The organism is Streptomyces sp. NPDC007189, from assembly GCF_040703635.1.
Lineage (GTDB): Bacteria > Actinomycetota > Actinomycetes > Streptomycetales > Streptomycetaceae > Streptomyces.
Genome location: NZ_JBEYEY010000010.1, coordinates 131,977 through 153,533, shown reverse-complemented (window position 1 = coordinate 153,533; position 21,557 = coordinate 131,977). Strand labels below are relative to the sequence as shown.

Genomic DNA, 21,557 nt, shown 5'->3' with positions numbered 1-21,557 from the left:
GGGAAAAGGGGTGGCCCGCGCAGGGAGGCGATGGTGGGATGGCGCGGTGCAAGGTGAGTTCTCCATCGTCGTGGACCGGAGCACGTACCAGTACGCGCCCACTCCATGGGAGCAGGAGTCGTGGCGGGAGACGGCGCTCGCCTGGGTGGGCGAACAGCTCGCCTCGCAAGGCCTGCGGAAGAGCGGCGAGTTGAGGGTGCGGCTGCGGCCGTGGTCCGTGCTGGTGCGGGTGCCCGTGGCGGGGCGGGGCGCCGTCTGGTTCAAGGCGAATCCGCCGGCCAGCGCCTTCGAGGGCCCGCTGACCGCCGCGCTGGCCCGCTGGGTGCCGGAGCACGTGCTGCGGCCGCTGGCCGTCGACGCCGAACGCGCGTGGGTCCTGCTGCCCGACGGAGGGGAGCTGTTCCGGGACGCGCTCGCCCGGGCGCCGGTCGGGCCGCGGACCTGGGAGGAGCTGCTGCGCCGGTACGCGAGCATGCAGCGGGCCCTGACGCCGCGTGCGCGCGAGATCGAGCGGCTGGGCGTGCCCTCCACCAGAACCCCGGACCTGCCCGGGGCCTTCGACCGGCTGCTCGCGACAGGCGCCGCGCTCCCCCCGGAGGCACGCGCCCGGCTGGAGGCGCTGCGGCCCCGCCTCGCGGACTGGTGCGCCGAACTCGCCTCGCTCGGCGTCGAGGACACCCTCGACCACGCCGACCTGCACGACGGCCAGCTGTTCCATCCGGCGCCGGACCGGTTCGTCTTCTTCGACTGGGGCGACGCGGCCGTGTCGCACCCCTTCTGCAGCCTGCGCATCCCCGCCGGCAAGGCATGCGCCCGGTACGGCCCGCAGGTCCTGGCCCGCCTCCTCGACGCCTACCTGGAGCCGTGGACGGGCGACGGGCGCACGCCTGCTCAGCTGCGGCGCGGCGCGCGTCTCGCCTGGCGCCTGAGCGTCCTCGGCCGCGCCGCGTCCTGGGGCCGCACGTTCCCGGACGCGTCGGGCACCAGCCCCGGCGCCGAGCAGAGCGCCGCGTCGTTGCTGGAGATTCTCGACGGCCCGCCGTTCTGAGGAAGCCCCGGCCGTATCGAAGACGCCTTGCGCCCGGTGCTCGCCCGCTCCTCGCCGTACGGCGGACACTGGGCCGTATGACTCGCAGCCGTGCGCCGTCCGCTCCCCCGCCCGGCCGCCGTGCCGTCCTGGCCACTCTCGCCGGTGTCGCGCTCGGCGCGGCGGGGTGCTCTGGCCGTACGGCTCCGGCGGTGCGCCCGTCGCGGAGTGCCACGCCCCGTACCGGGTCACCGTCGCCCTCCCCCGCGCTGCCCCGCACCACGCCCTGGCGGCCCACGTCAGCCGAGGTGCAGCCGACGGCGAAGTTGCGGGCCGTGCAGGTGGTGGAGGCGATCGGCGCCTGGCCCGAGGGGCGCGGTGGAGCGGCGGCGGCGCGGGCGAGGGTCGCCGCGCTGGGGCAGCCGGCGGCGCTCGTCGGGCAGGCCGGGCCGCTGCTGCCGGCGGCGGATCAGGCGGCGCTGCAGGTCGTGGACGCACAGTACGGCGGGATCCTGGCCCGGTCGGCCAGCGTGCTGGTGGTGTGCCGGCAGTGGACCCGGCGCGGCGGCAGGGTCGGCGCGGGCGGGACGACGGTCGACGTGCGGCTGTCCCGGTCGGGCTCCGGCTGGACGGTCGACGCCCTGCGCCCGGCCCACCCCGGCCCGGCCGCCCGGTCGCTCGCGCCGGACGTCCGCGGCGTGCTGTCCGACGACCGGATCGCGCTGCCGCCCGCCGCCCTGGCGGATCTGCGCAGCGGGCAGGTGCACACCAGTGTGGCGAAAGCGATGCTGGCGCTGGCGCGGACGTACCGGCTGGACGTGAGCGTCGTCCGCTCCGGGCACCCGCTGGACGTGTTCGGCACCAGCCGGCCCAGCGACCATCCGCGCGGCCGGGCCTTCGACGTGTGGAGAATCGACGGTCATGCCGTCGTCGACCCGGCGACGCCGCGCGGTCTGATCGAGCGGTTCATGCGGGACGCGGCGGCCGCGGGATCGTACAACGTGGGCGGACCGGTGCGGCTGTCGGGCGGCGGCGCCGGTCAGTTCTTCAGCGACGCCACCCATCACGATCACGTGCACGTCGGTTTCCGCACCTGAGGGCGCACGGCCGGATGTCACCCGTTCGGCCCAGTGCACCGCCGCCCCCGGACAGCCGTGCCGGCGCGGCCTCCCGGCCGGTGTCCGCGGTGCCGTGCGGGTTGCGCGGGGCGAGCAGGGGTCGGGACGCTGGGGGCTGACACGGACCCGGGAGGTGAAGTGGCCACGGCACATGGCACCACGCCTCCGGACGGCCTCGGCCGCCGGTGTTTCCTCACCCTGTGCGCGGGCGCCGGCCTCGGCACGGCCGCCGCCTGCACGGCGGCACCGCCGCATCCCCATTCCACGACGGCCCCCGGCGGACGGCTCAGGCCCGAGGCCGAGCGGGACGCCCCCGGCACCGCGGACTGGCGTCTGGCCTCCACCGGGCCGCCGGACGCGGTGGCCGGATACGCGGACCGGGTAAGCGTGACCCCGGGCGAGCGGCTCGGGCTCCATGTGTCGACCACCGCCGCGTCGTTCCGGGTGTCCGCGTTCCGGGTCGGCTGGTACGGCGGCACACAGGCCCGCCGCGTCTGGGCGTCCGAGCGCATACCCGGCCGCGCCCAGCCGGCCCCGCGCGTCCTGCCCGCCACCCGCACCGTGCGCGCCGACTGGCCCGAGACGCTGCCGGTCGACACCTCGGGCTGGCCGGAGGGCGCCTACCTGCTGCGTCTCGAGGCGGACACCGGCCACCAGCGGTACGTCCCGCTGATCGTCCGCTCCACCGACGGCACGGGCCGTACGGTCCTGATGCACGCCCCCGCCACCTGGCAGGCGTACAACCGCTGGGGCGGCAGCAGCCTCTACAACGGCGCGTCCGGGGCGTACGCCACCCGCTCCCTCGCGGTGAGCTTCGACCGCCCCTACGACGGCGAGGGCACCGGGAAGTTCCAGGTGTACGAGTGGGCGCTGGTGGTGCTCGCCGAGCGCCTCGGCATCCCGCTGGCCTACACGACCGGCATGGACGTGCACCGCGACCCCGGGGTGCTGCGCGGCGCGCACGCCGTCGTCTGCCTGGGGCACGACGAGTACTGGACGCCGCGGCAGCGGGCCCATGTGACCGCCGCCCGGGACGCCGGCACGAACGTCGCGTTCCTCGGCGCCAACACCTGTTTCCGCCGGGTCCGGCTGGAGGCCGGGGACGCCGCGGACGACCGTACGGTGGTCTGCTACAAGACCGACTACCGCGCCGACCCCTGCTACGACACGCACCCGGCCCAGGTCACCACCGACTACCGGCTGCCGCCCGCCCCGGACCCCGAGTCGTCCCTGACCGGCGTGCTCTACGAGGGCTATCCGGTCGACGCGCCCTATGTGGTCCGGGCCGCCGGCCACTGGCTGTACGAGGGCACCGGCGCACGCTCCGGGGACTCCTTCGCGCATCTCGTCGGCGTGGAGTACGACCGGGTCACGCCCGGCGCCCCCACGCCCGGTGAGCTGGAGATCATCGCGCACTCGCCGCTGGTGTGCGGCGGGCGGCCCAGCCACAGCGACTCGGCGTACTACACGGCGGCGAGCGGCGCCGGGGTGTTCGCGACCGGCACCATGCGCTGGGTGGAGGCACTGGCGGCCGGGACGGGCATGTTCGGGCGCGACCACGGCATGGACGCCCGTACCCGCGCCTTCGTCACCCGCACCACGGAGAACCTGCTGCGGACGTTCGCGCGGGGTCCGGCGGCCCGGCACGCTCCGGCGCCGCGCGCCAACGTCCGCGAGGTGTACGGCGCCTGAGGTCAGGGCAGCGGGGTGCCGCCGGTCGCGTTGAGGATCTCCGCGGTGATGTAGCTCGCCTGCGGGGACGCCAAGTAGACGTAGGCGGGCGCGAGTTCGGCGGGCTGGGCCGGGCGGCCGAGCGGCGCCTGCTTCCCGAACTCCTGCGTGTCCGGCAGGGTCGAGGGGATCAGCGGCGTCCACACCGGTCCCGGCGCCACGGCGTTGACCCGGATGCCGCGCTCGGCGAGCATCTGCGCCAGTCCCTGGGTGAAGGTGACGATCGCGCCCTTGGTCGTCGCGTAGTCCAGCAGATGCGGGCTCGGCTTGTACGCCTGCACGGACGTGGAGTTGATGATGCAACCGCCGGCCGGGATGTGCGGCAGCGCGAACTTGGTGAGCCAGAACATGCCGTACAGGTTCGTCCGCACCACACGGTCGAACTGCTCGGTGCTGATCGCCTCGATGCCGTCCGGCTGGGCCATCTGGTAGGCGGCGTTGTTCACGAGGACGTCGATGCGGCCGAACTCGGCGACCGCCCGCTCGATCAGCGCCCGGCAGTTGTCCTCCTCGCGGATGTCGCAGGAGACGGCGACCGCCTTGCGCCCGGCGTCCTCCACGAGCCGGGACGTCTCCCGGGCGTCCTCCTCCTCGTCGGCGAGGTGCGTGAACAGCACGTCGGCGCCCTCCCGGGCGAAGGCCAGGGCCACCGCCCGCCCGATCCCGGAATCCCCGCCGGTGATCACGGTCTTACGGCCGTCCAGCCGGCCCGCGCCGCGGTAGGAGTCCTCGCCGTGGTCGGGCGGCGGGTCCATCGGGCCGGTCCAGCCCGGATGCGGCTGGTCCTGGGACGGGAACTCGGGACGCGGGTGCTGGGTGACCGGGTTCGGCCGGTCACCGTGCTGGTCCGTCACGGCGGCCTCCTGTGTCTCGGGGGACGGGACGGCGACCGGGTTCCCGGATCACACGGGCCGAAAAGCCCTTTCAGTCCGACCCCGCGTGCCGTCCTCCCGGCCGCAGGTGCTCCCTGCGGGCGTTGTTGTAGATCCGCAGCAGATGCTTGGCCACGGCACAGGCGGCGCCGTCGGCATGGCACTGGCGGCACGTCCGCATGTGCTGCGCATAGGTGAGGCGCGCGTTCTCCAGCGCGTCGTTGACATAGGACATCGGCATTCTCCGGGCACGGCGCATCCTGGGACACGCCAAGTTGACTGACTGGTACACCCGGAACAAGGTGATCATGTTACTGGCGGTACTGGGAAACCCGCTCTCCCAGGCCTGCTGCGCCGGCGCGAAGACCTGACGGCCGGCTAGTGGCTGCCCGCGTCGCGGAGTGTGCGCGCGTGGTTCATGAAGGCGGTCAGGCCGACCTCGAAGGCACCGTCGGCCCGCCCCTCACCCACCGCCGCCAGTGCCTCGGCGAGGTGCGGGGTGGGGATGCGGTCCGTCAGCTCCCACATCGCCTCGGGCGCGGCGAGGTCGAGGGCCGAGCCCAGCACCAGGTTCTCCAGCGCGACGATCAGCGGCATGACCACGGCGCGGCCGAACCCGGCGTCCAGCAGGAGGCTCACCGCACGCTCGTACTGCTCCAGCACCCGGGGTGCGCGCACCGGCGAGGTCATGAGCAGCGGGATCGTCCGGGGGTGCGCGGCGAACGCGGCGCGGTAGGAGCGCGCCCAGGCCTCGATGGCCTTGTCCCACGGGGTCAGGTCCAGGGTCGCGGTGTCGATCGCCGCGCTGACGCGCTCCCGCAGCAGTTCCACGATGCCGTCACGGCCGTCCACATGGTGGTACACCGAGCCGGTCTGCACCCCGAGCCGCCGGGCGATCTGCGGCACGCTGAAGTCTCCGGTGTCGTCGACCAGTTGCAGCGCGGTGGCGGTGATGCGCTCACGGTCGAGGAGCGGGGTGCGCGGCCGTCCCATGGTCAGTCTTCTCCCTGAGGTCTTCCCTGGTGCCCAACGGCAGGTTACATTGCGGAAACCGAAAGCCTTTAGGTTTACGGCTCCGGGCTCCCGCCATCCCCCGTGCGCCCGGAGACTCCGGCACGTGCCGGCCCACCCCGGCCCGCCGGCGCCCCGCGCACCCGGCTGCCCCGCCAGCGGGGCCCCGTCCCCTCCGCCGCCAGAAGGGCTCCCTCGTATGTCCGTGTCCTCCGCCGAGCCACCGGAGCCGGCGCCGTCCGGCGCGGCCGGCCTCCGGTCCGGCTCCCTCGGCACCGCCGACATCGCCTTCTTCGTCGTCTCCGCCGCCGCACCCCTGACCGTCATGGCCGGGGTCGCACCGCTCGCGATCCTGCTGGGCGGCATCGGCGCGCCGGTCGGCTATCTCCTCGCCGGCCTGACCCTCGCCGTCTTCGCCGTCGGCTTCACCACCATGAGCCGCCATGTGACCAGCGGCGGCGCCTTCTACGCCTACATCACGCAGGGCCTCGGCCGGCCCGTCGGCATCGGCGCCGCCCTGCTGGCGCTGATCGGCTACAACGGCATGGAGATCGGCGTCTACGGCCTGCTCGCCACCACCGCCCGCGACACCCTGCACACCCTCGCCGGCGTCGACGTGCCCTGGCTGCCCGTCTCCCTGCTCGGTCTGCTGCTGATCGGCTACGGCGGCTACCGCTCCATCGACTTCGGCGCCAAGGTCCTCGGCGTCCTGCTCGTCTGCGAGACCGGCATACTCGTGCTGCTCGCCGGCGGGGTGCTGCTCAAGGGCGGCGCCCATGGCCTGTCGGCGGCCTCGCTCGCGCCGGGCCATGTGCTCGTGCCGGGCATGGCGGCCGTCCTCGCGTTCGCCTTCGCCGCGTTCACCGGCTTCGAGTCGACCGTCATCTACCGCCGCGAGGCCCGCGACCCCGGGCGGACGGTCCCGCGCGCCACCTATCTGGCCGTCGGATTCCTCGGCCTGTTCTACGCGTTCACCGTCTGGATCGCCGTCCAGGCCTTCGGCGACGACCAGGTCGTGGGCGCGGCCGGCAAGGACCCGGCCGGCCTGTTCTTCACCGCGATCAGCACCTTCGTGGGCGGCTGGGCCGCCGACCTGATGCACGTCTTCATCGTCACCAGCGTCATCGCCTCCCTCCTCGCCTTCCACAACGCCATCAACCGCTATGTCCTCGCCCTGGCCGAGGAGGGTGTCCTGCCGCGCCGGCTCGGCCGGATCCACCCGCGCCACCGCTCGCCGTACCTCGCCGGAGCCGCCCAGACCGTCCTCGGCGCCCTGGTCGTGCTCGCGTTCTGGGCCGCGCACGCCGACCCGTACCAGCAGCTGCTGCTGTGGGTGAACACCCCCGGCATGATCGGCCTGTTGCTGCTGCAGCTGCTCGCCGCCATCGCCGTACCGTGCTACTTCCGGCGGGTGCGCCACCACGAGGGCCGGATCCGCACGGTGGTGGCGCCGGTCCTCGCCACCGTGCTGCTGGTGACCGCGATCGCGCTGGTCATCACCCACCTCGACCTGTTCACCGGGGCGTCCGCGACCGTGAACGCCCTCCTGGCCGTGGTGGCGCCGGCCGTCTTCCTGCTCGGCCTGCCGCTGGCCTGGTGGCTGCGCCGCTCCCGCCCGGCCGTCTACGCCCGGTTCGCCACCGAACCCGGCGACGGCGCCGGCACCACCGGTCCCGACCGCACCACCGCCCCCACCACGGTCACCTCCCCCGCCGAGTGACCCGACACCGTTTCGTCCCACAGGAGCCGCCCCGATGCCCGCTGCCGACCTCATCCTCACCGGCGCCCAGGTCCGCACCCTCGACGCCGCCCGCCCCACCGCCTCCGCCGTCGCCGTGCACGACGACGTGATCAGCGCGGTCGGCGAGGCGGACGACGTACGGGACTGGCGCGGCCCCGGCACCGAGGTCGTCGACCTGCGCGGCGCCCACCTGGTGCCCGGACTCGTCGACGCGCACAGCCATCCGGTGTGGGGGCTGAACATGGCGACGGGCACGGATCTGTCGGGCGTGACCGACCTGGCCGGGCTGCGCGCGGCGCTCGCGGGCGCGGAGCGGATCGAGGGCTGGGTGGTGGGCTACGGCCTGGACCACAACGCGTTCGAGGGCCGCCCCATCCATCAGGACCTGATCGCGGACGTGCTCGGCGGCGTCCCGGCCTTCCTGCGCCTGTACGACGGCCACTCCGCCCTGGCCAGTGCCGCCGCGCTGGCCGCCGCCGGGGTGACCGGCCGACGGGCCTTCGCCCAGCACGCGGAGGTGGTGTGCGACGCCTCGGGCCGGCCCACCGGTCATCTGGTCGAGCACGCCGCGATGGACCTGGTGACCGCCGTCGTGCCCCGGCCGTCGTACGCCGAACAGCGGTCCCGGCTGCTGGAGTTGCTGTCCGCGATGGCCGCGACCGGGCTCACCGGGGCGCATGTGATGGACGGCGGCGATCTCGATCTGGTCGCGGCGGTGGCCGAGGAGACGGTCCTGCCGGTACGGCTGCGGTTCGCGCCCTGGTGCATGCCGGGCGCCGACGACGACGCGCTGCGCGAGCTGATCGAGGCGCAGGGCAGGGGCGGGCGGCACTGGCTGGTCGGCGGGGTCAAGTTCTTCATGGACGGCACCGTCGAGGGCGGCACCGCCTGGCTGGAGCACCCCGACTGCCACGGTCAGGGCACCGCCGCGTTCTGGCCGGACCCGCACGCCTACGCGGAGGCCGTCCGCACCCTGCACCGGGCCGGCGTGCGCACCGCCACGCACGCCATCGGGGACGCGGCCGTCCGGCACGCGCTGGACACCGTGGCCTCTCTCGGCCCGAACGGACACGGCGCCCACCGGATCGAGCACATCGAGACGGCGCCCGACGAACTCCTGCCCCGCTTCGCCGAGTTGGGGGTCGCGGCCTCCTTGCAGCCGCCGCACACCGGATATACGCGCGCCGACGGCAGCGACGAGTGGTCCCGCAGGCTCGGCGACGACCGGGCCGCCCGCGCCTGGCGGCTGCGCGATCTGCGGGAGGCCGGCGCCACGCTCGCCCTCGGCTCGGACTGGCCCATCGCCCACTACGACGTCCGCGCCGTGCTGGCGACGGCCCGCCGGCCGAAGGGCGCCGCGGCGCACCGGCCGGGACTGACGCCGTTGCAGGCGCTGGAGGGCTGCACCAGCCACGCGGCGGCCGCCGCCGGCGAGTCCGCCGTCGCCGGCCGCATCGCCCCCGGCTGCCGGGCCGACCTCACCGCCCTGGCCCTGGACCCGCTCCTCGCACCCGCCGACGAACTCACCGAGTCCCCGGTACGGCTGACGGTCACCGGGGGCCACGTGGTGCACCGGGACGCGTGAGGGGGCTCCGCCAGCGGCACGCCGGCACCGTCACCGGCCGCTGTCACGGCCTCGCGTCGCTGATCACCGGCCCTGCCGGCGCCGAGGGCCGGGGGGATGCGCGGCGCGGGCCGGGGGGATGCGCCACAGACGGGGGGCGTGCGTGCGGGCCGGGAGGTGCGCGCTGCAGACGGGGGGCGTGCGCCGCGGGCCGGGAGGTCCGCGCCGCAGACGGGAGGCGTGCGTGCGGGCCGGGAGGTCCGCGCCGCAGACGGGAGGCGTGCGCCGCGGGTCGAGATGTGCGCGCCGCAGACCGGGGGCGTGCGCCGCGGGCCAGGAGGGTGCACGGCGCAGGGCGTCGGGAGGTGAGCCGCAGACAGAGGGCGTGCGCCGCGGGCCGGGAGGTCCGCGCCGCAGACGGGAGGCGTGCGCCGCGGGTCGAGATGTGCGCGCCGCAGACCGACCCCCTGCGCCGCGGGCCAGGAGGGTGCACGGCGCAGGGCGTCGGGAGGTGAGCCGCAGACAGGGGGCGTGCGCCGCGGGCCGGGAGGTGCGCCGCGGGCCGGGAGGTGCGCCGCGGGCCTGCATCGCGGGTTGGGAGGCATGCACCGGGGGCCAGGGCAGACCGGAGGCGTGCACCGCGGGCCAGGGGGTGCACGGCGCAGGCCCGGAGGGCGTGCACCGGGGGTCGGGAGGTGCGCGCCGCAGACCGGGAGGCGTGCACCGGGGGTCGGGAGGTGCGCGCCGCAGACCGGGAGGCGTGCACCGCGGGCCAGGGGGTGCACGGCGCAGACCCGGAGGGCGTACACCGGGGGTCGGGAGATGCGCGACGCAGACCGGAAGCGTGCGCCACAAGCCGGCAGCCCGGAGACGGAAACAGACCGGCACCGACTCGTCCGGGACGATGCGAGTAGCCCAAGGCCGGACCCGCTTCACCCCCGCCTGCCGTGCGCAGCGCAGACCGGCAGATGCGCGACGCAGACCGGAAGCGTGCACCGCAAGCCGGCAGCCCGGAGACGGAAACAGACCGGCACCGGCTCGTCGGGGGCGATGCGGGTGGCCCGAGGCCGGACCCGCTTCAGCCCCGCCTGCCGTGCGCGCCGCAGACCGGCAGATGCGCGACGCAGACCGGAAGCGTGCACCGCAAGCCGGCAGCCCGGAGACGGAAACAGACCGGCACCGGCTGGTCCGGGGCGATGCGGGTGGCCCGAGGCCGGACCCGCTTGACCCGCGCCTGCCCTGCGCGGCGCAGGCCGCGGCCGTGGGTAACCCGGTCGGCCGGAAGGCGCAACACGCCGTGGCCGTAGGCGACCCGGCCGGATGCGCGGGGCGGGATGCTCGTCGACACTCCGCCTGTCCGCATTTATGATCGTTCGCGGCATCGCGTGCCGGTCACCGGCCGGGTGAGGCATGGAGGTGCCGGGACATGCCCCGGAGGCATTCCTTTGTCCGTCGAGTTGAACCACACCATCGTCCACGCCCGGGACAACCGGGAGTCCGCCGAGTTCCTCAGTGAACTGCTCGGCCTCGACATCACCGGGGAGTGGGGGCCGTTCGTCGCGGTCTCCCTCGGCAACGGCGTCACCCTGGACTTCGCCAGCATCCCCGAGGACCGGATCACGCCGCAGCACTACGCCTTCCTGGTCTCCGAGGAGGTGTTCGACGCCGCGTACGCGAAAATCGTCGAGCGCGGCATGGCCCACTGGGCCGACCCGCATCAGAAGCAGCCCGGCACGATCAACCACAACGACGGCGGCCGCGGCGTCTACTTCCTGGACCCGGTGGGCCACGCCATGGAGCTGATCACCGTCCCCTACGGCGGGTGGCCCGCGTAGGCGCCGCGCCTCACCTGCCGAACGCCTCCTTCCGGATGACGTCCAGCATGCTCGGGGTGCCCTCCGTGGTGCGTACGTCGAGGAAGGCGCGCGGATGCCCCTCGGTGACGGCCTCGCGCATCAGCGCGTGCGCGAGGTCGGCCCGGGAGGTGAACCGTCCGGGCAGCCGGCCGGGGTGCATCCGGTAGTCGCTGACCTGGTCGGAGTCGAAGAGGCCCGCGGGCCTCAGCACCGTCCAGTCGAGGCCGCCGGTGCGCACGATCTCCTCCATGCGGCGCATGTCGTCGTAGACCGTGCGCCCGACCACCCGCGCGAAGAAGGGCTCCATCACCTTCCGGAAGAGGAATCCCTCACCGGGCGCCGGAACGCCGAACAGCACGGTGGAGGTCACGCACACCAGGCGCCGCAGCCCGTGCCGGGTCATGGCCCGGCTGATGTGCGTGAGGCCCGTGGAGTACACGGTGACCGGGGCCCGGCCGTAGGGGACGCCGAGCGTGGAGATCACCGCGTCGTGACCGGCCACGACGCGGTCCACGGCCGCCGCGTCCAGGACGTCGGCCGCCGCGATCCGCAGGCGCGGGTGGGCGAGCGGGAAGGCGTCGGGGTGCCGGGTCACGGCCGTGACGGTGTGACCGGCGGCGGTCGCCTGTTCGGTGACCTGCCGTCCGGTCGGCCCGTTGGCGCCGAAGACGACGAGTCGCATGGGCTGCTCCTTCACTGCGGGGTGCTGCTGCCGTGGACCGAGAGGGCCGGGGCGGCGGCGGGTGTGACAGCGCGGGCGCAGGATGAGAGGCACGGCACACACCGGCTCCTCGATGTCACACTTCCGGGGCTCCGGTCCCTCTGGGTGGGCAGACGTCGTGAGGAGAGGCCATGGCCGACAACCGGACGCCCGCGGGGACGGACGCCGCCACGCGGGCGTTCCTCGACCACCGCGAGCTGCTGTTCGCGGTGGTGTACAACATGCTCGGCACCGTCGCCGACAGCGAGGACGTGCTGCAGGAGACCTGGCTGTCCTGGGCGGGTCGGTCGGGCGCCGGGGACGCGGGGCGGGCGGCGCGGATCGAGCATCCGCGGGCGTATCTGCTGCGGATCGCCGTGCGGCACGCGCTCGCGCGGCGCGAGCGGATCGCCCGGAGGCGTGAGACGTACGTCGGGCCGTGGCTGCCGGAGCCCCTGCTCACGGAGGGATCCCCGGGACCGGCTTCGGCGGAGGACGCCTCCGAGGGCGCGGTGCGCGCCGAGTCGGTGTCCCTGGCGATGCTGGTCGTGCTGGAGACCCTGACGCCGCTGGAGCGCGCGGTGTTCGTGCTGCACGAGGTGTTCGGCTACGCCCACACGGAGATCGCGGACATCCTCGGCCGCAGCCCGGCCGCCGTACGGCAGCTCGCGCACCGCGCCCGGTCCCACGTGCGGGCCCGGCGGCCCCGCTACCAGGCCCATCCCCGGGTGCGGCGGCAGGCGACGGAAAGGTTCGTGGCCGCCGCGCTCGGCGGTGATCTCGGGGCGCTGCTGGAGATCCTGGCGCCGGAGGCCACCCTCTGGACGGACGGCGGCGGAAAGGCGCAGGCGGCGCCGCGCCCGATCCGCGGCCGGGAGAAGGTGGCACGTGCGCTGACCGGCTATGCCGCGCGTTCGGCGGCGGGGCTGGAGTTCCAGCACCGGGACGTCAACGGGGACGCGGCCGTGGTGGTGTTCGAGGACGGCGCGCCGCACGCCGTGATGGTCATGGACCTCGACCCGGACGGCGAGCGGGTCAGCGAGGTCTACCTCGTCACGAACCCGGACAAGCTCGCGACGCTGGAGCCCGGCGAACCACGGATCCAGGGGCACGCCTGAGCGGGACGCCGGTGGAAGGGCGTCCCGCCCGTTGAACGACCCGGTGGGCGGCTACGGCGTCACCACCTTGCCGCCGAAGGTCACCACGAGGTGCCCGTCCGAGGCGAAGGACCAGCCGAGCGCCCCTGAGTAGGAGGAGCAGCGGGAGCCGTTGCTGCCGGTCCAGAACTGGTTGGAGCTGTCGGCGTCACCGACGGTCTTGTCGTTCGAGCCGCTGACGGCGAAGCGGCACGAGGTGTTGCTGCGGAACACCGAAGTACCCTTGTCGAACGAGAAGTTGCGCTCGGTGTTGTCGATGCCGACGTTGTCGGAGACGGTCATCGTGCCGGGGTTGCTGTTGTACGTGAACCCGTGGTGGCCGTTCTTGTAGGCGATGTCGTGCCGCACGATGTGGTTGACCGCGATGTCGTCGCCGCCGAGCTTGTAGCCGTTGCGGTCGCCGTTCTTGTTCTGGGTGCCGTCGGTGAGCGTGCCGTTGCCGTACGACAGGGAGTACTCGATGGTCACCGGGCCGATGGCACCGGTGTCGGTCTTGGTGTAGAGGTCCCAGCCGTCGTCGATGTTGTTGTGGGAGACGTCGTAGCGGAAGACGTTCCCGGTGCCGGTGGTCAGCTTCGAGGCGAAGCCGTCGGCGTTCTCGCCGGTGGAGTCCTCGTTGTCGTGCGACTCCGAGCTGACGACCAGGTTGTTCGACGGCCACTGGCTGCTGGGCGTGCTGGAGGAGATCCGGCCGAGCTGCAGTCCGGTGTCCCGGTTGTAGGCGGTCACCACCCGTTCGATGACGTTGTTGCTGCCGCCGACGTAGATGCCGTTGTCCCCGGCGTGCTCGACGGTGAGGCCGTACAGATGCCAGTAGTTGGCGTTCAGCTGGATCCCGCGGTTGGACGAGCTCTCGCTCTGGGCCGAGAAGTCCAGGACGGGCTTCTCACCCGCGTAGGCGGTGAGCGTGGTGCGGGCGCCGGACGTGCCGTTGCTGCCGGCCGGGATGGTGACCGTGGAGGAGTAGGCGTACGTCCCGCCGCGCAGGTAGATCGTCCCGCCGGGGGCGATACGGCTGATGGCGGAGGTGAGCGTGGTCGGCGCCGACTGCGTGCCGGCCGCGCTGTCGGTGCCGCTCGGCGCGACGTACAGCACGGTGGCGGTCGCGGCCTGTGCCGGGGTGCCGGAGAGCGCGGCGAGCGAGCCGGCGAGCAGACCGGCGCAGGCGATGGCTGATCTCAGGTGCATCGGCTTGTCTCCAGTCGTGGCATGGTGAAGGGATACGGAGGGGAAAGCGCTTTCCCTCCGCACTGCCCCGACCGTAGAGACACGGCATGCACACGTCAATGGTCGCGTACATGATTCATATTCAGATGGATGAATCTAGCCCGCTCTCGGAGTCGCTCTACTCCCCCGGCGCGAGGGCGTCCGCCACGAGCCGGGCCGCCTGTGCGACGAGCGCGTCGTCCGCCGGTGCGTCCTTCGCGCTCTGGGACGACAGCACGGTCAGCAGGACCGGGGTCTTCCGGGTCGTCCAGACCACGCCGATGTCGTTGGCGCTCCCGTAGTCGCCGGTGCCGGTCTTGTCGGCCAGCACCCAGTCGCGCGGCAGGCCCGCGCGGAACCGTGCGGCGCTGGTGGTGTTGCCCTTCAGCCAGCCGACGAGCCGTTCCCGGTCGACGCCGGTGAGCGCCCGGCCCAGGGTGAGCGCCTCGAAGCTGCGGCCGAGGGCCTGCGGGGTCGTGGTGTCGCGCGGGTCACCGGGGATCGCGCTGCCCAGGTCGGTCTCCCAGCGGTCGAGCCGGCTCACCGGGTCGCCGAGCGAGCGGAAGAAGCGGGTGAGGCCGACGGGGCCGCCGATCTGACGCAGCAGCAGATTGCCCGCCGCGTTGTCGCTGTACTGGATCGCCGCCGCGCACAGCTCCGCCACCGTCATCCCGGTGTCCACGTGCTCCGCGGTGCGCGGCGAGTTGGACAGGATGTCGTGCGGCGGATAGTGGATCACCCTCGCGAGCGGCGCGCAGTCACCGTGGTCGCGCAGGACGGCCGCCGCGGCGAACGCCTTGAACGTCGAACACATTGCGAACCGCTCCCCCGCCCGGTGGCACACGGTCCCTCCGGTGCGGAGGTTGCGCGCGTAGACGCCGAGCCGGGCGCCGTGCCGCCGCTCCAGTTCGGCCAACTCGCTCTCGGCTTCCCGCTGTTGGGTGCCCTGTGCGGCCGACGCGGCGGGCACGGAGGCGGCCGTGGCGGCCACGGCGGCGGCGGTGGTGAGGGCGAAGCCCGCCTTGAACAGGCCGCGCCGGGCGAGGGGGGTGGAGTGGTCGGGGCCGGTCATGAGCACAGTCCTCCTGGTCGTCCGTGATCGGTTTGCTGGATCTTCGACGGGGACAGCGAAACAGCCGGAGGCCACTGATGTCCAAGAGGGAACTTTGAACGCTGCATGCCTTATTGATATGAGTGCGGGATGGATCTCCTGGCGCATCTCGAGGCGTACGTGGCGACGGCCGACGAGGTGAGCTTCTCCCGGGCGGCGGATCGGCTCGGCATCGCCCAGCCGCTGCTCAGCCGCCGTATCAAGACACTGGAGGAGCACTTCGGCGGCGCGTTGTTCGACCGTTCACGGCGGCAGATCACCATCACGGAGCTGGGCTCGCTGCTCCTGCCGTACGCGCGGGACGTCCTGGACCGGGCCCAGCGGCTGGAGCAGGTCGCCGGTGCGGCGGGGCGGGCGCGGGTGAGCGCCGTCGGGGTGCCCGCGCACTGCGCCCCGGCGGCGCTGGCGCGCGCGATCCGCGCCGGTGCCCAGCGCGGGATCACCCTCGGCGTGCGTGAACTGCCGCCGCTGGAGCGGGTTTCCGGGCTCGCCGACGGCTCGCTCGCCTACGCGCTGGTGCGGGTCCCGCCGGAGCGGGGTGCGTTCCGGGTGCCGCTGGGCCTGGCGTGCGCGCCTGAGCCGGAAAGCGAGGAGAGCGTCCCGGCGCACGGCGGTGCGCGCCGCGTGGTCCACCTGGAGGATCTGCGGCCCCGGCGCGGTCGTGGCACCGAAGGCGCCACCCCGCTGCCGGTGTTGACCCTGCCCGAGGACCAACTGCCGTTCCACCAGGACCGTCTGGAGCGCGCAGCGGCCCGTGCCGGACTGCCGCCGGGACGGTTCCGGCCGGCCGGGCCCGCGGCCACCGCGCTCGCCGAGACGCTGGCGGGGCGGGCGCTGCTGGTGTGCGCGGAGCCGTTCGCCCGGCAGCACGGGGCGCGGTGGGCGCCGTTGGGCGACCGGTCACTTCATCGTGGGTACGACGTGAGCGCGGCCCCGGACCGGTCCGGGGCCGCCGAGGTGCCGCACTGGCTGGTCCCGCTGCTGGCCTCGGCGGTGGGAGCCGCCGCCCGACCGCCCGGCGGACCGGCCTCCGGGACCGGTGAGGACGTGCCCGCGCGGCTGGCGGCACGCGGATGAGGGCCGCGCCCGGGTACGTCGGGGACGACGGCGCCCTCCTGGACGTCGCCGAGGCCATCGCCGCCGACTGGGCGGCCCTCGGTGTGCGCGGCTCCTTCCTCGCCCGCAACCTCGACACCGGCGGGCAACTCGGCTTCGACGTCGAGGAGTCGCTGCCGCTCGCGTCGGTGGTGAAGGTCCCGCTCGCCCTCGTCGTGCTGGACCGGATCGCCGCCGGGGAGCTGGATCCGGCGCACCCGGTGACGGTCGATCCGGCGCACAGCAGCGTCGGCCCCACCGGGCTCGCGGCGTTCCGGCACCCGGCCACGGTCGCCGTCGGTGATCTGCTGCTGCTCATGCTGTCGGTGAGCGACAACGCCGCGGCGGACGCCCTGTTCGGCCTGGTGCCGGTGACGGAGGTCGACGAGCGGCTGCGGGCATGGGGATGCGGGGAGATCCGGATGCGGCACCGGATGAACCACATGTACGAGTGCGCCGCCGGCGCCGCCGGCAACGACTTCTCGCTCGCCCTGGAACTGGCCCTCCGCGACGAGCGGTCCGGCCGGCACACCATCGAGACCCTGGACCCGGCGCACGCCAACGCCGGCTCTGCGGCGGCGCTGGTCGGGCTGCTGCGGCGGGTGTGGTGCGAGGAGATCTCCACGCCGGCGGCGACGGCCGAACTGCGGCGGCTGATGGGGCTGCAGGTCTTCACACACCGGCTGGCGAGCGAGCTGCGGGCCGACACGCTGCGGTGGAGCGGGAAGACGGGATCCTTCCTGCATCTGCGGCACGAGATCGGGGTGGTCGAGGCCGAGTCGGGAGACCGGGTGGCCATGGCCGCGCTCACCCGTGCCGACCGCCGCGCGGGGCTCGCGCCGGACGTCGACCTGGCGATCGGGGTGGCGGGACGGCACGCGTTCGAGGCGCTGCGGAGGTGAGACCGTCGTGGGCGGCAGGGCCGTGGCGCATGCCCCTCCGCGCCGGTGCCGGGCCGGTACGGCGAGGGCGTCCGCCCCAACCCGTGCGGGTCGGGGCGGACGCCCTTGAGGCCGTGCTCAGACCAGGTCGAACCGGTCCAGGTTCATGACCTTGTCCCACGCGGCGACGAAGTCCTTCACGAACTTCTCCTTCGCGTCGTCGCTCGCGTACACCTCGGCGAGGGCGCGCAGCTCGGAGTTGGAGCCGAAGACGAGGTCGGCGCGGCTGCCGGCCCACTTCAGCTCGCCCGTGACGGCGTCCCGGCCCTCGAACGTGGTCTGGTCCTCGGAGGTCGACTTCCACGTGGTGCCCATGTCGAGCAGGTTGACGAAGAAGTCGTTGGTGAGGACGCCGGGCGTCTTGGTGAGGACGCCGAGCTGCGACTGCTGGTGGTTGGCGCCGAGGACGCGCAGGCCGCCGACGAGCACCGTCATCTCGGGGGCGCTCAGGTTGAGCAGGTTCGCTTTGTCGACCAGCAGGTACTCGGCCTGCAGGCGGTTGCCCTTGCCGAGGTAGTTGCGGAAGCCGTCCGCGGTCGGCTCCAGCGCCTCGAAGGACTCGACGTCGGTGTGCTCCTCGGTGGCGTCCACGCGGCCCGGGGTGAAGGGCACCTCCACCGCGAAGCCGCCTTCCTTGGCGGCCTTCTCGACCGCGGCGACACCGCCGAGGACGATCAGGTCGGCCAGGGAGACCTTCTTGGCGCCGGAGGTGGCGTTGAAGTCCCGCTGGATGCCCTCCAGGATGCGCAGCACCTGGGCGAGCTGGTCGGGGTCGTTGACCTCCCAGCCGTTCTGCGGGGCGAGGCGGATGCGGGCGCCGTTGGCGCCGCCGCGCTTGTCGCTGCCGCGGAAGGTGGAGGCGGACGCCCACGCGGTGGTGACCAGCTGGGACACCGACAGACCGGAGTCGAGCAGCTTGGTCTTCAGGGCCGCGATGTCGGCGTCGTCGATCAGCTCGCCCTCGCGCTCCGGCAGCGGGTCCTGCCAGATCAGGGTCTCGTCGGGGACCTCCGGGCCGAGGTACAGGGACTTCGGGCCCATGTCGCGGTGGGTGAGCTTGTACCAGGCGCGGGCGAAGGCGTCCGCGAACTCGTCCGGGTTCTCGTAGAAGCGGCGGGAGATCGGCTCGTAGATCGGGTCGAAGCGCAGGGCCAGGTCGGTGGTGAGCATCGTCGGGCGGTGCTTCTTCGACGGGTCGTGCGCGTCGGGGATGATCTCCGGGGCGTCCTTCGCCACCCACTGGTGGGCGCCGGCCGGGCTCTGGGTGAGCTCGTACTCGAACTCGAAGAGGTTCTTGAAGAACCCGTTGCTCCACTGGGTCGGCGTGGCGGTCCAGGTGACCTCAAGACCGGAGCCGATGGCGTCCGCGCCCTTGCCGGTGCCGTAGGTGCTCTTCCAGCCGAGGCCCTGCTCCTCCAGGCCGGCGGCCTCGGGGTCGGCGCCGACGTGGTCGGCGGGACCGGCGCCGTGGGTCTTGCCGAAGGTGTGGCCGCCGGCGATCAGCGCGACGGTCTCCTCGTCGTTCATGGCCATGCGGCGGAACGTCTCACGGATGTCGCGGGCCGCGGCCAGCGGGTCCGGGTTGCCGTTGGGACCCTCGGGGTTGACGTAGATGAGGCCCATCTGGACGGCGCCGAGCGGGTTCTCCAGCTCGCGGTCGCCGGTGTAGCGCTTGTCGTCGAGCCACTGGGTCTCGGGGCCCCAGTAGACGTCCTCCTCCGGCTCCCAGACGTCCTCGCGGCCGCCGCCGAAGCCGAAGGTCGTGAAGCCCATCGACTCCAGCGCCACGTTGCCGGCGAGGATCATCAGGTCGGCCCAGGAGATCTTCTGGCCGTACTTCTTCTTCACCGGCCACAGCAGACGGCGGGCCTTGTCCAGGTTGACGTTGTCCGGCCAGCTGTTCAGCGGGGCGAAGCGCTGCTGGCCCGCGCCGGCGCCGCCGCGGCCGTCGCTGATGCGGTAGGTGCCGGCGCTGTGCCAGGCCATACGGATGAGCAGCGGGCCGTAGTTGCCGAAGTCGGCCGGCCACCAGTCCTGCGACGTGGTGAGCACCTCGGCGATGTCCCGCTTCAGGGCCGGAAGGTCGACGCTCTTGAAGGCCTCGGCGTAGTCGAACTCCTCACCGAGCGGGTTCGTCACAGGCGGGTTCTTCGCGAGGATCTTCAGGTTGAGCCGCTCCGGCCACCACTGGCGGTTGCCACCGCCCTGGGTGGGGTGCAGGGCCCGGTCGTGCGCGACGGGGCAGCCGCCGCTCGCCCCCTCGGCCTTCGCGTCTGTGACGATCGCGTCGTGGTTCTCGGTCATGGCAATCCTTCCGAACTGTGCGGAACTCGGTGCTCAGGAACTGCGGCCGGTGGAACAGTCGGGGCACAGGCCCCAGTACACGACCTCGGCCTCGTCGATGGCGAAGCCGCGGTCGTCGGAGGCGGTCAGACAGGGCGCGTCGCCGACCGCGCAGTCGACGTCGGCGACGGTCCCGCAGGACCGGCACACGATGTGGTGGTGGTTGTCGCCGACGCGTCCCTCGTACCGGGCCGGGTGGCCGGCCGGCTCGATACGGCGGAGGAGTCCCGCCGCGGTGAGGGCGTGCAGGGCTTCGTAGACGGCTTGCAGGGAGATGTGGCCCACGCGGTCACGGACCCCGGAGGCGATCGCCTCGACGCCGAGGTGGTCGCCCGCCCGGACGGTCTCCAGCAGCGCGACGCGGGCTGCCGTCACGCGCAGGCCGGCACCGCGGAGCTCTTCGGCGGTGGTCGGGGTCGGGGAGGCGGTCATGGGGTGAACCTACCGCCATAAACACGAGAGATTCAAGAAAACGAACGATGCAATTTTTCTCAGCGCCGCGTCACCTCCCGTCCACCGCCCCGCCACCGGCCCGGATCTTCGCCCTCGCGCGCCCCCAGCCCCCCCGTGGGGTGCCGTTCCTCGCCTCCGCCCGGCGGGCACTCCGCCGGCCGGTCGTGCGGGGCCTGCGGTCAGGGATACGGCGGGCGGGCATCACGGGGTGCGGCACGGCGGTCGTGCACAAGGCCGGCCGGCGGGTGGGTCCGGGGCATGCCCGCATCATGTGTCCCAGGACACCCGACAGCGGTACGGCAAGCCGGGCGGTCGTCCGAACGAGTGAGCCAGGGAGGCGGCGGGACAGGTGAGGCGTCACACCCCCGCGGGGAGGACCGCAACCGCGTGCATGTGCGTGAGGCGGGCCGCGTGGGCGCAGTGGCCGTAGGCCGGGGGCCCGGGCAGGCGCAGGAACGTCGGGCGGTGAGAAACTCGGAGTCCGTGGCCGAGGTGGCCGTCGAGAGGGACGCTGGTGGACCTGGACACCGTCGCGGACGAGTTGTACGGGCTGCGGCCGGAGGAGTTCGTCGCCGCCCGTGACCGCCGCGCCCTGGAGGCGCGCAAGGCCGGTGATCAGGCGCTCGCCAAGGAGATCGGCGCGTTGCGGCGGCCGAGTCTGGCCGCCTGGGTCAGCAATCTGCTCGTCCGCCGGCAGCCGGAGGAGGTCCAGCCGCTGCTGGAACTCGGCGAGGAGCTGCGTCGGGCCCATCGCGAGCTGGACGGCCCGCAGTTGCGCAAGCTCGCCCGTAGGCAGAGCGAGGTGATCGGCGCGCTGGGACGGCAGGCGCGCCGGCTGGCGGCTCAGGCCGGGCGGCCGGTGGGTGAGGGTGTCCAGCGGGAGGTCGAGGAGACGCTGCACGCCGCTCTCGCCGCGCCGGAGGCCGGCCGGGAGTGGGCGGCGGGGCGGCTTGTGAAGCCCCTCAGTTCCACGTTCGGGTTTCCCGAGGCGGACGAGGCCCTCCTCGAACGCCGCCCGGTGGTGACGGAAGCGAAGACGCGCGGCAAGGCCGAGGAGGCAGCCGGCGGACGCGGGGCGGCGAAGAAGCGCGGCACGGCAGAACAGCGCGTCGACGAGCTGGCGCACCGGCGGCGTCTCAAGGAGGCCCGTGAAGCCGCCCGCACCGCCGAGCGGGACCTGCGCGCCCGCGAGAAGGAGGCCGAGGCCGCCGGACGGGAAGCGGAAGAGGCCCGCGACCGGGTGGCCGAGGCGGACGAGCGCGTGCGTGCGCTGCGCGCGGAGTTGCACGGCGCCGAGGAGGAACAGCGGCAGGCCCGTACCGACGAGCAAGCGGCCCGGGACCGGGCCCGGCAGGCCGACCGTGCCGTACGGGAGGCCCGGCGCCACGCCCATACGACGGCGGCCGAGGCGGAACGGCTGGCCGCAGACCCGGGGGCTCGCGGCAGGTGACGGGGGCGCTGCCTCACCCCCGGCCCTGACGGCCTGACCGGTGCCGGGCCCGCTCGAAAGAGACATCCGTGGTCCCACTCCCTGACCGACCGCACGGCGCCGTCGCCGTCGCCGTCGCCGTCGCCAGGCATGCACTGCCGGTACACCCCTCCACAGAAACTCCCTGACCGCCGCGGAACAC

At 73.7% G+C, this 21,557-nt stretch carries 18 protein-coding genes; 10 read left to right on the top strand and 8 right to left on the bottom strand.

What is annotated here, in order from left to right:
* Positions 1-64: 64 nt before the first annotated feature.
* The 3 genes from AB0950_RS21670 to AB0950_RS21660 all read left to right on the top strand — a co-directional run bounded on the left by AB0950_RS21670 (position 65) and on the right by AB0950_RS21660 (position 3,837).
* Positions 65-1,048: an aminoglycoside phosphotransferase family protein gene (locus tag AB0950_RS21670; protein WP_366779276.1), complete on the top strand. Its 984-nt coding sequence runs from the start codon at positions 65-67 to the stop codon at positions 1,046-1,048.
* A 77-nt stretch (positions 1,049-1,125) separates the two neighbouring features.
* Positions 1,126-2,124, top strand: coding sequence for a hypothetical protein (locus AB0950_RS21665; RefSeq protein ID WP_366779227.1), 999 nt, complete (start codon positions 1,126-1,128; stop codon positions 2,122-2,124).
* A gap of 159 nt (positions 2,125-2,283) precedes the next feature.
* Entirely contained in the window at positions 2,284-3,837 is a 1,554-nt protein-coding gene (locus AB0950_RS21660; protein WP_366779226.1) for a N,N-dimethylformamidase beta subunit family domain-containing protein, read from the top strand.
* Between the two features lie 2 nt (positions 3,838-3,839).
* Here AB0950_RS21660 and AB0950_RS21655 read toward each other — a convergent pair whose 3' ends face one another.
* The 3 genes from AB0950_RS21655 to AB0950_RS21645 all read right to left on the bottom strand — a co-directional run bounded on the left by AB0950_RS21655 (position 3,840) and on the right by AB0950_RS21645 (position 5,741).
* A complete protein-coding gene (locus AB0950_RS21655; protein WP_360156248.1) occupies positions 3,840-4,730 on the bottom strand; it encodes an SDR family oxidoreductase in 891 nt (296 codons plus the stop codon).
* 70 nt (positions 4,731-4,800) lie between these two features.
* Entirely contained in the window at positions 4,801-4,983 is a 183-nt protein-coding gene (locus AB0950_RS21650; protein WP_366779225.1) for a hypothetical protein, read from the bottom strand.
* Between the two features lie 143 nt (positions 4,984-5,126).
* The gene (locus tag AB0950_RS21645) at positions 5,127-5,741 is read right to left on the bottom strand and encodes a TetR/AcrR family transcriptional regulator C-terminal domain-containing protein (RefSeq protein WP_366779224.1); all 615 of its coding nucleotides are present in this window, start codon (positions 5,739-5,741) and stop codon (positions 5,127-5,129) included.
* A gap of 217 nt (positions 5,742-5,958) precedes the next feature.
* Here AB0950_RS21645 and AB0950_RS21640 point away from each other — a divergent pair, with 217 nt between their 5' ends.
* The 3 genes from AB0950_RS21640 (at position 5,959) to AB0950_RS21630 (ending at position 10,899) form a co-directional block, all read left to right on the top strand.
* A complete protein-coding gene (locus AB0950_RS21640) occupies positions 5,959-7,479 on the top strand; it encodes an APC family permease (RefSeq protein WP_366779223.1) in 1,521 nt (506 codons plus the stop codon).
* Positions 7,480-7,513: 34 nt separating this feature from the next.
* Positions 7,514-9,085: an amidohydrolase gene (locus tag AB0950_RS21635; protein ID WP_366779222.1), complete on the top strand. Its 1,572-nt coding sequence runs from the start codon at positions 7,514-7,516 to the stop codon at positions 9,083-9,085.
* A 1,424-nt stretch (positions 9,086-10,509) separates the two neighbouring features.
* Positions 10,510-10,899 (top strand): VOC family protein, encoded by a 390-nt coding sequence (locus AB0950_RS21630; protein ID WP_360156263.1) that lies wholly within the window; start codon positions 10,510-10,512, stop codon positions 10,897-10,899.
* 10 nt (positions 10,900-10,909) lie between these two features.
* Here the strand turns inward: AB0950_RS21630 and AB0950_RS21625 are convergent, their stop codons facing one another.
* Positions 10,910-11,602 (bottom strand): NAD(P)H-binding protein, encoded by a 693-nt coding sequence (locus tag AB0950_RS21625; protein WP_366779221.1) that lies wholly within the window; start codon positions 11,600-11,602, stop codon positions 10,910-10,912.
* A 170-nt stretch (positions 11,603-11,772) separates the two neighbouring features.
* Here AB0950_RS21625 and sigJ point away from each other — a divergent pair, with 170 nt between their 5' ends.
* Positions 11,773-12,738 carry an RNA polymerase sigma factor SigJ gene (sigJ, locus tag AB0950_RS21620; protein WP_366779220.1) on the top strand — a complete coding sequence of 322 codons (966 nt, stop codon included), beginning with the start codon at positions 11,773-11,775 and terminating at the stop codon, positions 12,736-12,738.
* Between the two features lie 51 nt (positions 12,739-12,789).
* Here sigJ and AB0950_RS21615 read toward each other — a convergent pair whose 3' ends face one another.
* Positions 12,790-13,965 (bottom strand): right-handed parallel beta-helix repeat-containing protein, encoded by a 1,176-nt coding sequence (locus tag AB0950_RS21615; RefSeq protein WP_366779219.1) that lies wholly within the window; start codon positions 13,963-13,965, stop codon positions 12,790-12,792.
* A gap of 157 nt (positions 13,966-14,122) precedes the next feature.
* Positions 14,123-15,055 (bottom strand): class A beta-lactamase, encoded by a 933-nt coding sequence (gene bla / locus AB0950_RS21610; RefSeq protein WP_366779218.1) that lies wholly within the window; start codon positions 15,053-15,055, stop codon positions 14,123-14,125.
* A gap of 129 nt (positions 15,056-15,184) precedes the next feature.
* Here bla and AB0950_RS21605 point away from each other — a divergent pair, with 129 nt between their 5' ends.
* Together AB0950_RS21605 and AB0950_RS21600 are read left to right on the top strand one after the other, a co-directional pair.
* Complete coding sequence (locus AB0950_RS21605) at positions 15,185-16,171, top strand: LysR family transcriptional regulator (RefSeq protein ID WP_360156278.1); 987 nt, start codon at positions 15,185-15,187, stop codon at positions 16,169-16,171.
* Positions 16,168-17,091, top strand: a complete 924-nt coding sequence (locus AB0950_RS21600) for a serine hydrolase (RefSeq protein WP_366779217.1) — start codon at positions 16,168-16,170, stop codon at positions 17,089-17,091. Before AB0950_RS21605 ends, AB0950_RS21600 begins: the two co-directional genes overlap by 4 nt.
* Positions 17,092-17,208: 117 nt before the next feature.
* Here the strand turns inward: AB0950_RS21600 and katG are convergent, their stop codons facing one another.
* Together katG and AB0950_RS21590 are read right to left on the bottom strand one after the other, a co-directional pair.
* Positions 17,209-19,434 (bottom strand): catalase/peroxidase HPI, encoded by a 2,226-nt coding sequence (katG, locus tag AB0950_RS21595; protein ID WP_360572999.1) that lies wholly within the window; start codon positions 19,432-19,434, stop codon positions 17,209-17,211.
* Between the two features lie 33 nt (positions 19,435-19,467).
* On the bottom strand, positions 19,468-19,905 hold the full coding sequence (locus AB0950_RS21590) for a Fur family transcriptional regulator (protein WP_360156287.1): 438 nt from the start codon (positions 19,903-19,905) through the stop codon (positions 19,468-19,470).
* A gap of 535 nt (positions 19,906-20,440) precedes the next feature.
* Here AB0950_RS21590 and AB0950_RS21585 point away from each other — a divergent pair.
* On the top strand, positions 20,441-21,376 hold the full coding sequence (locus AB0950_RS21585; protein ID WP_360156290.1) for a hypothetical protein: 936 nt from the start codon (positions 20,441-20,443) through the stop codon (positions 21,374-21,376).
* Positions 21,377-21,557: the final 181 nt, after the last annotated feature.

Coding starts and splice junctions, on each gene's coding strand:
- AB0950_RS21665 (WP_366779227.1), top strand. CDS start 1,126: ATGACTCGCAGCCGTGCGCCGTCCGCTCCCCCGCCCGGCCGCCGTGCC.
- AB0950_RS21650 (WP_366779225.1), bottom strand. CDS start 4,983: ATGTCCTATGTCAACGACGCGCTGGAGAACGCGCGCCTCACCTATGCG.
- AB0950_RS21645 (WP_366779224.1), bottom strand. CDS start 5,741: ATGGGACGGCCGCGCACCCCGCTCCTCGACCGTGAGCGCATCACCGCC.
- AB0950_RS21640 (WP_366779223.1), top strand. CDS start 5,959: ATGTCCGTGTCCTCCGCCGAGCCACCGGAGCCGGCGCCGTCCGGCGCG.
- AB0950_RS21635 (WP_366779222.1), top strand. CDS start 7,514: ATGCCCGCTGCCGACCTCATCCTCACCGGCGCCCAGGTCCGCACCCTC.
- AB0950_RS21625 (WP_366779221.1), bottom strand. CDS start 11,602: ATGCGACTCGTCGTCTTCGGCGCCAACGGGCCGACCGGACGGCAGGTC.
- sigJ (WP_366779220.1), top strand. CDS start 11,773: ATGGCCGACAACCGGACGCCCGCGGGGACGGACGCCGCCACGCGGGCG.
- AB0950_RS21615 (WP_366779219.1), bottom strand. CDS start 13,965: ATGCACCTGAGATCAGCCATCGCCTGCGCCGGTCTGCTCGCCGGCTCG.
- bla (WP_366779218.1), bottom strand. CDS start 15,055: ATGACCGGCCCCGACCACTCCACCCCCCTCGCCCGGCGCGGCCTGTTC.
- AB0950_RS21605 (WP_360156278.1), top strand. CDS start 15,185: ATGGATCTCCTGGCGCATCTCGAGGCGTACGTGGCGACGGCCGACGAG.
- AB0950_RS21600 (WP_366779217.1), top strand. CDS start 16,168: ATGAGGGCCGCGCCCGGGTACGTCGGGGACGACGGCGCCCTCCTGGAC.
- katG (WP_360572999.1), bottom strand. CDS start 19,434: ATGACCGAGAACCACGACGCGATCGTCACAGACGCGAAGGCCGAGGGG.
- AB0950_RS21590 (WP_360156287.1), bottom strand. CDS start 19,905: ATGACCGCCTCCCCGACCCCGACCACCGCCGAAGAGCTCCGCGGTGCC.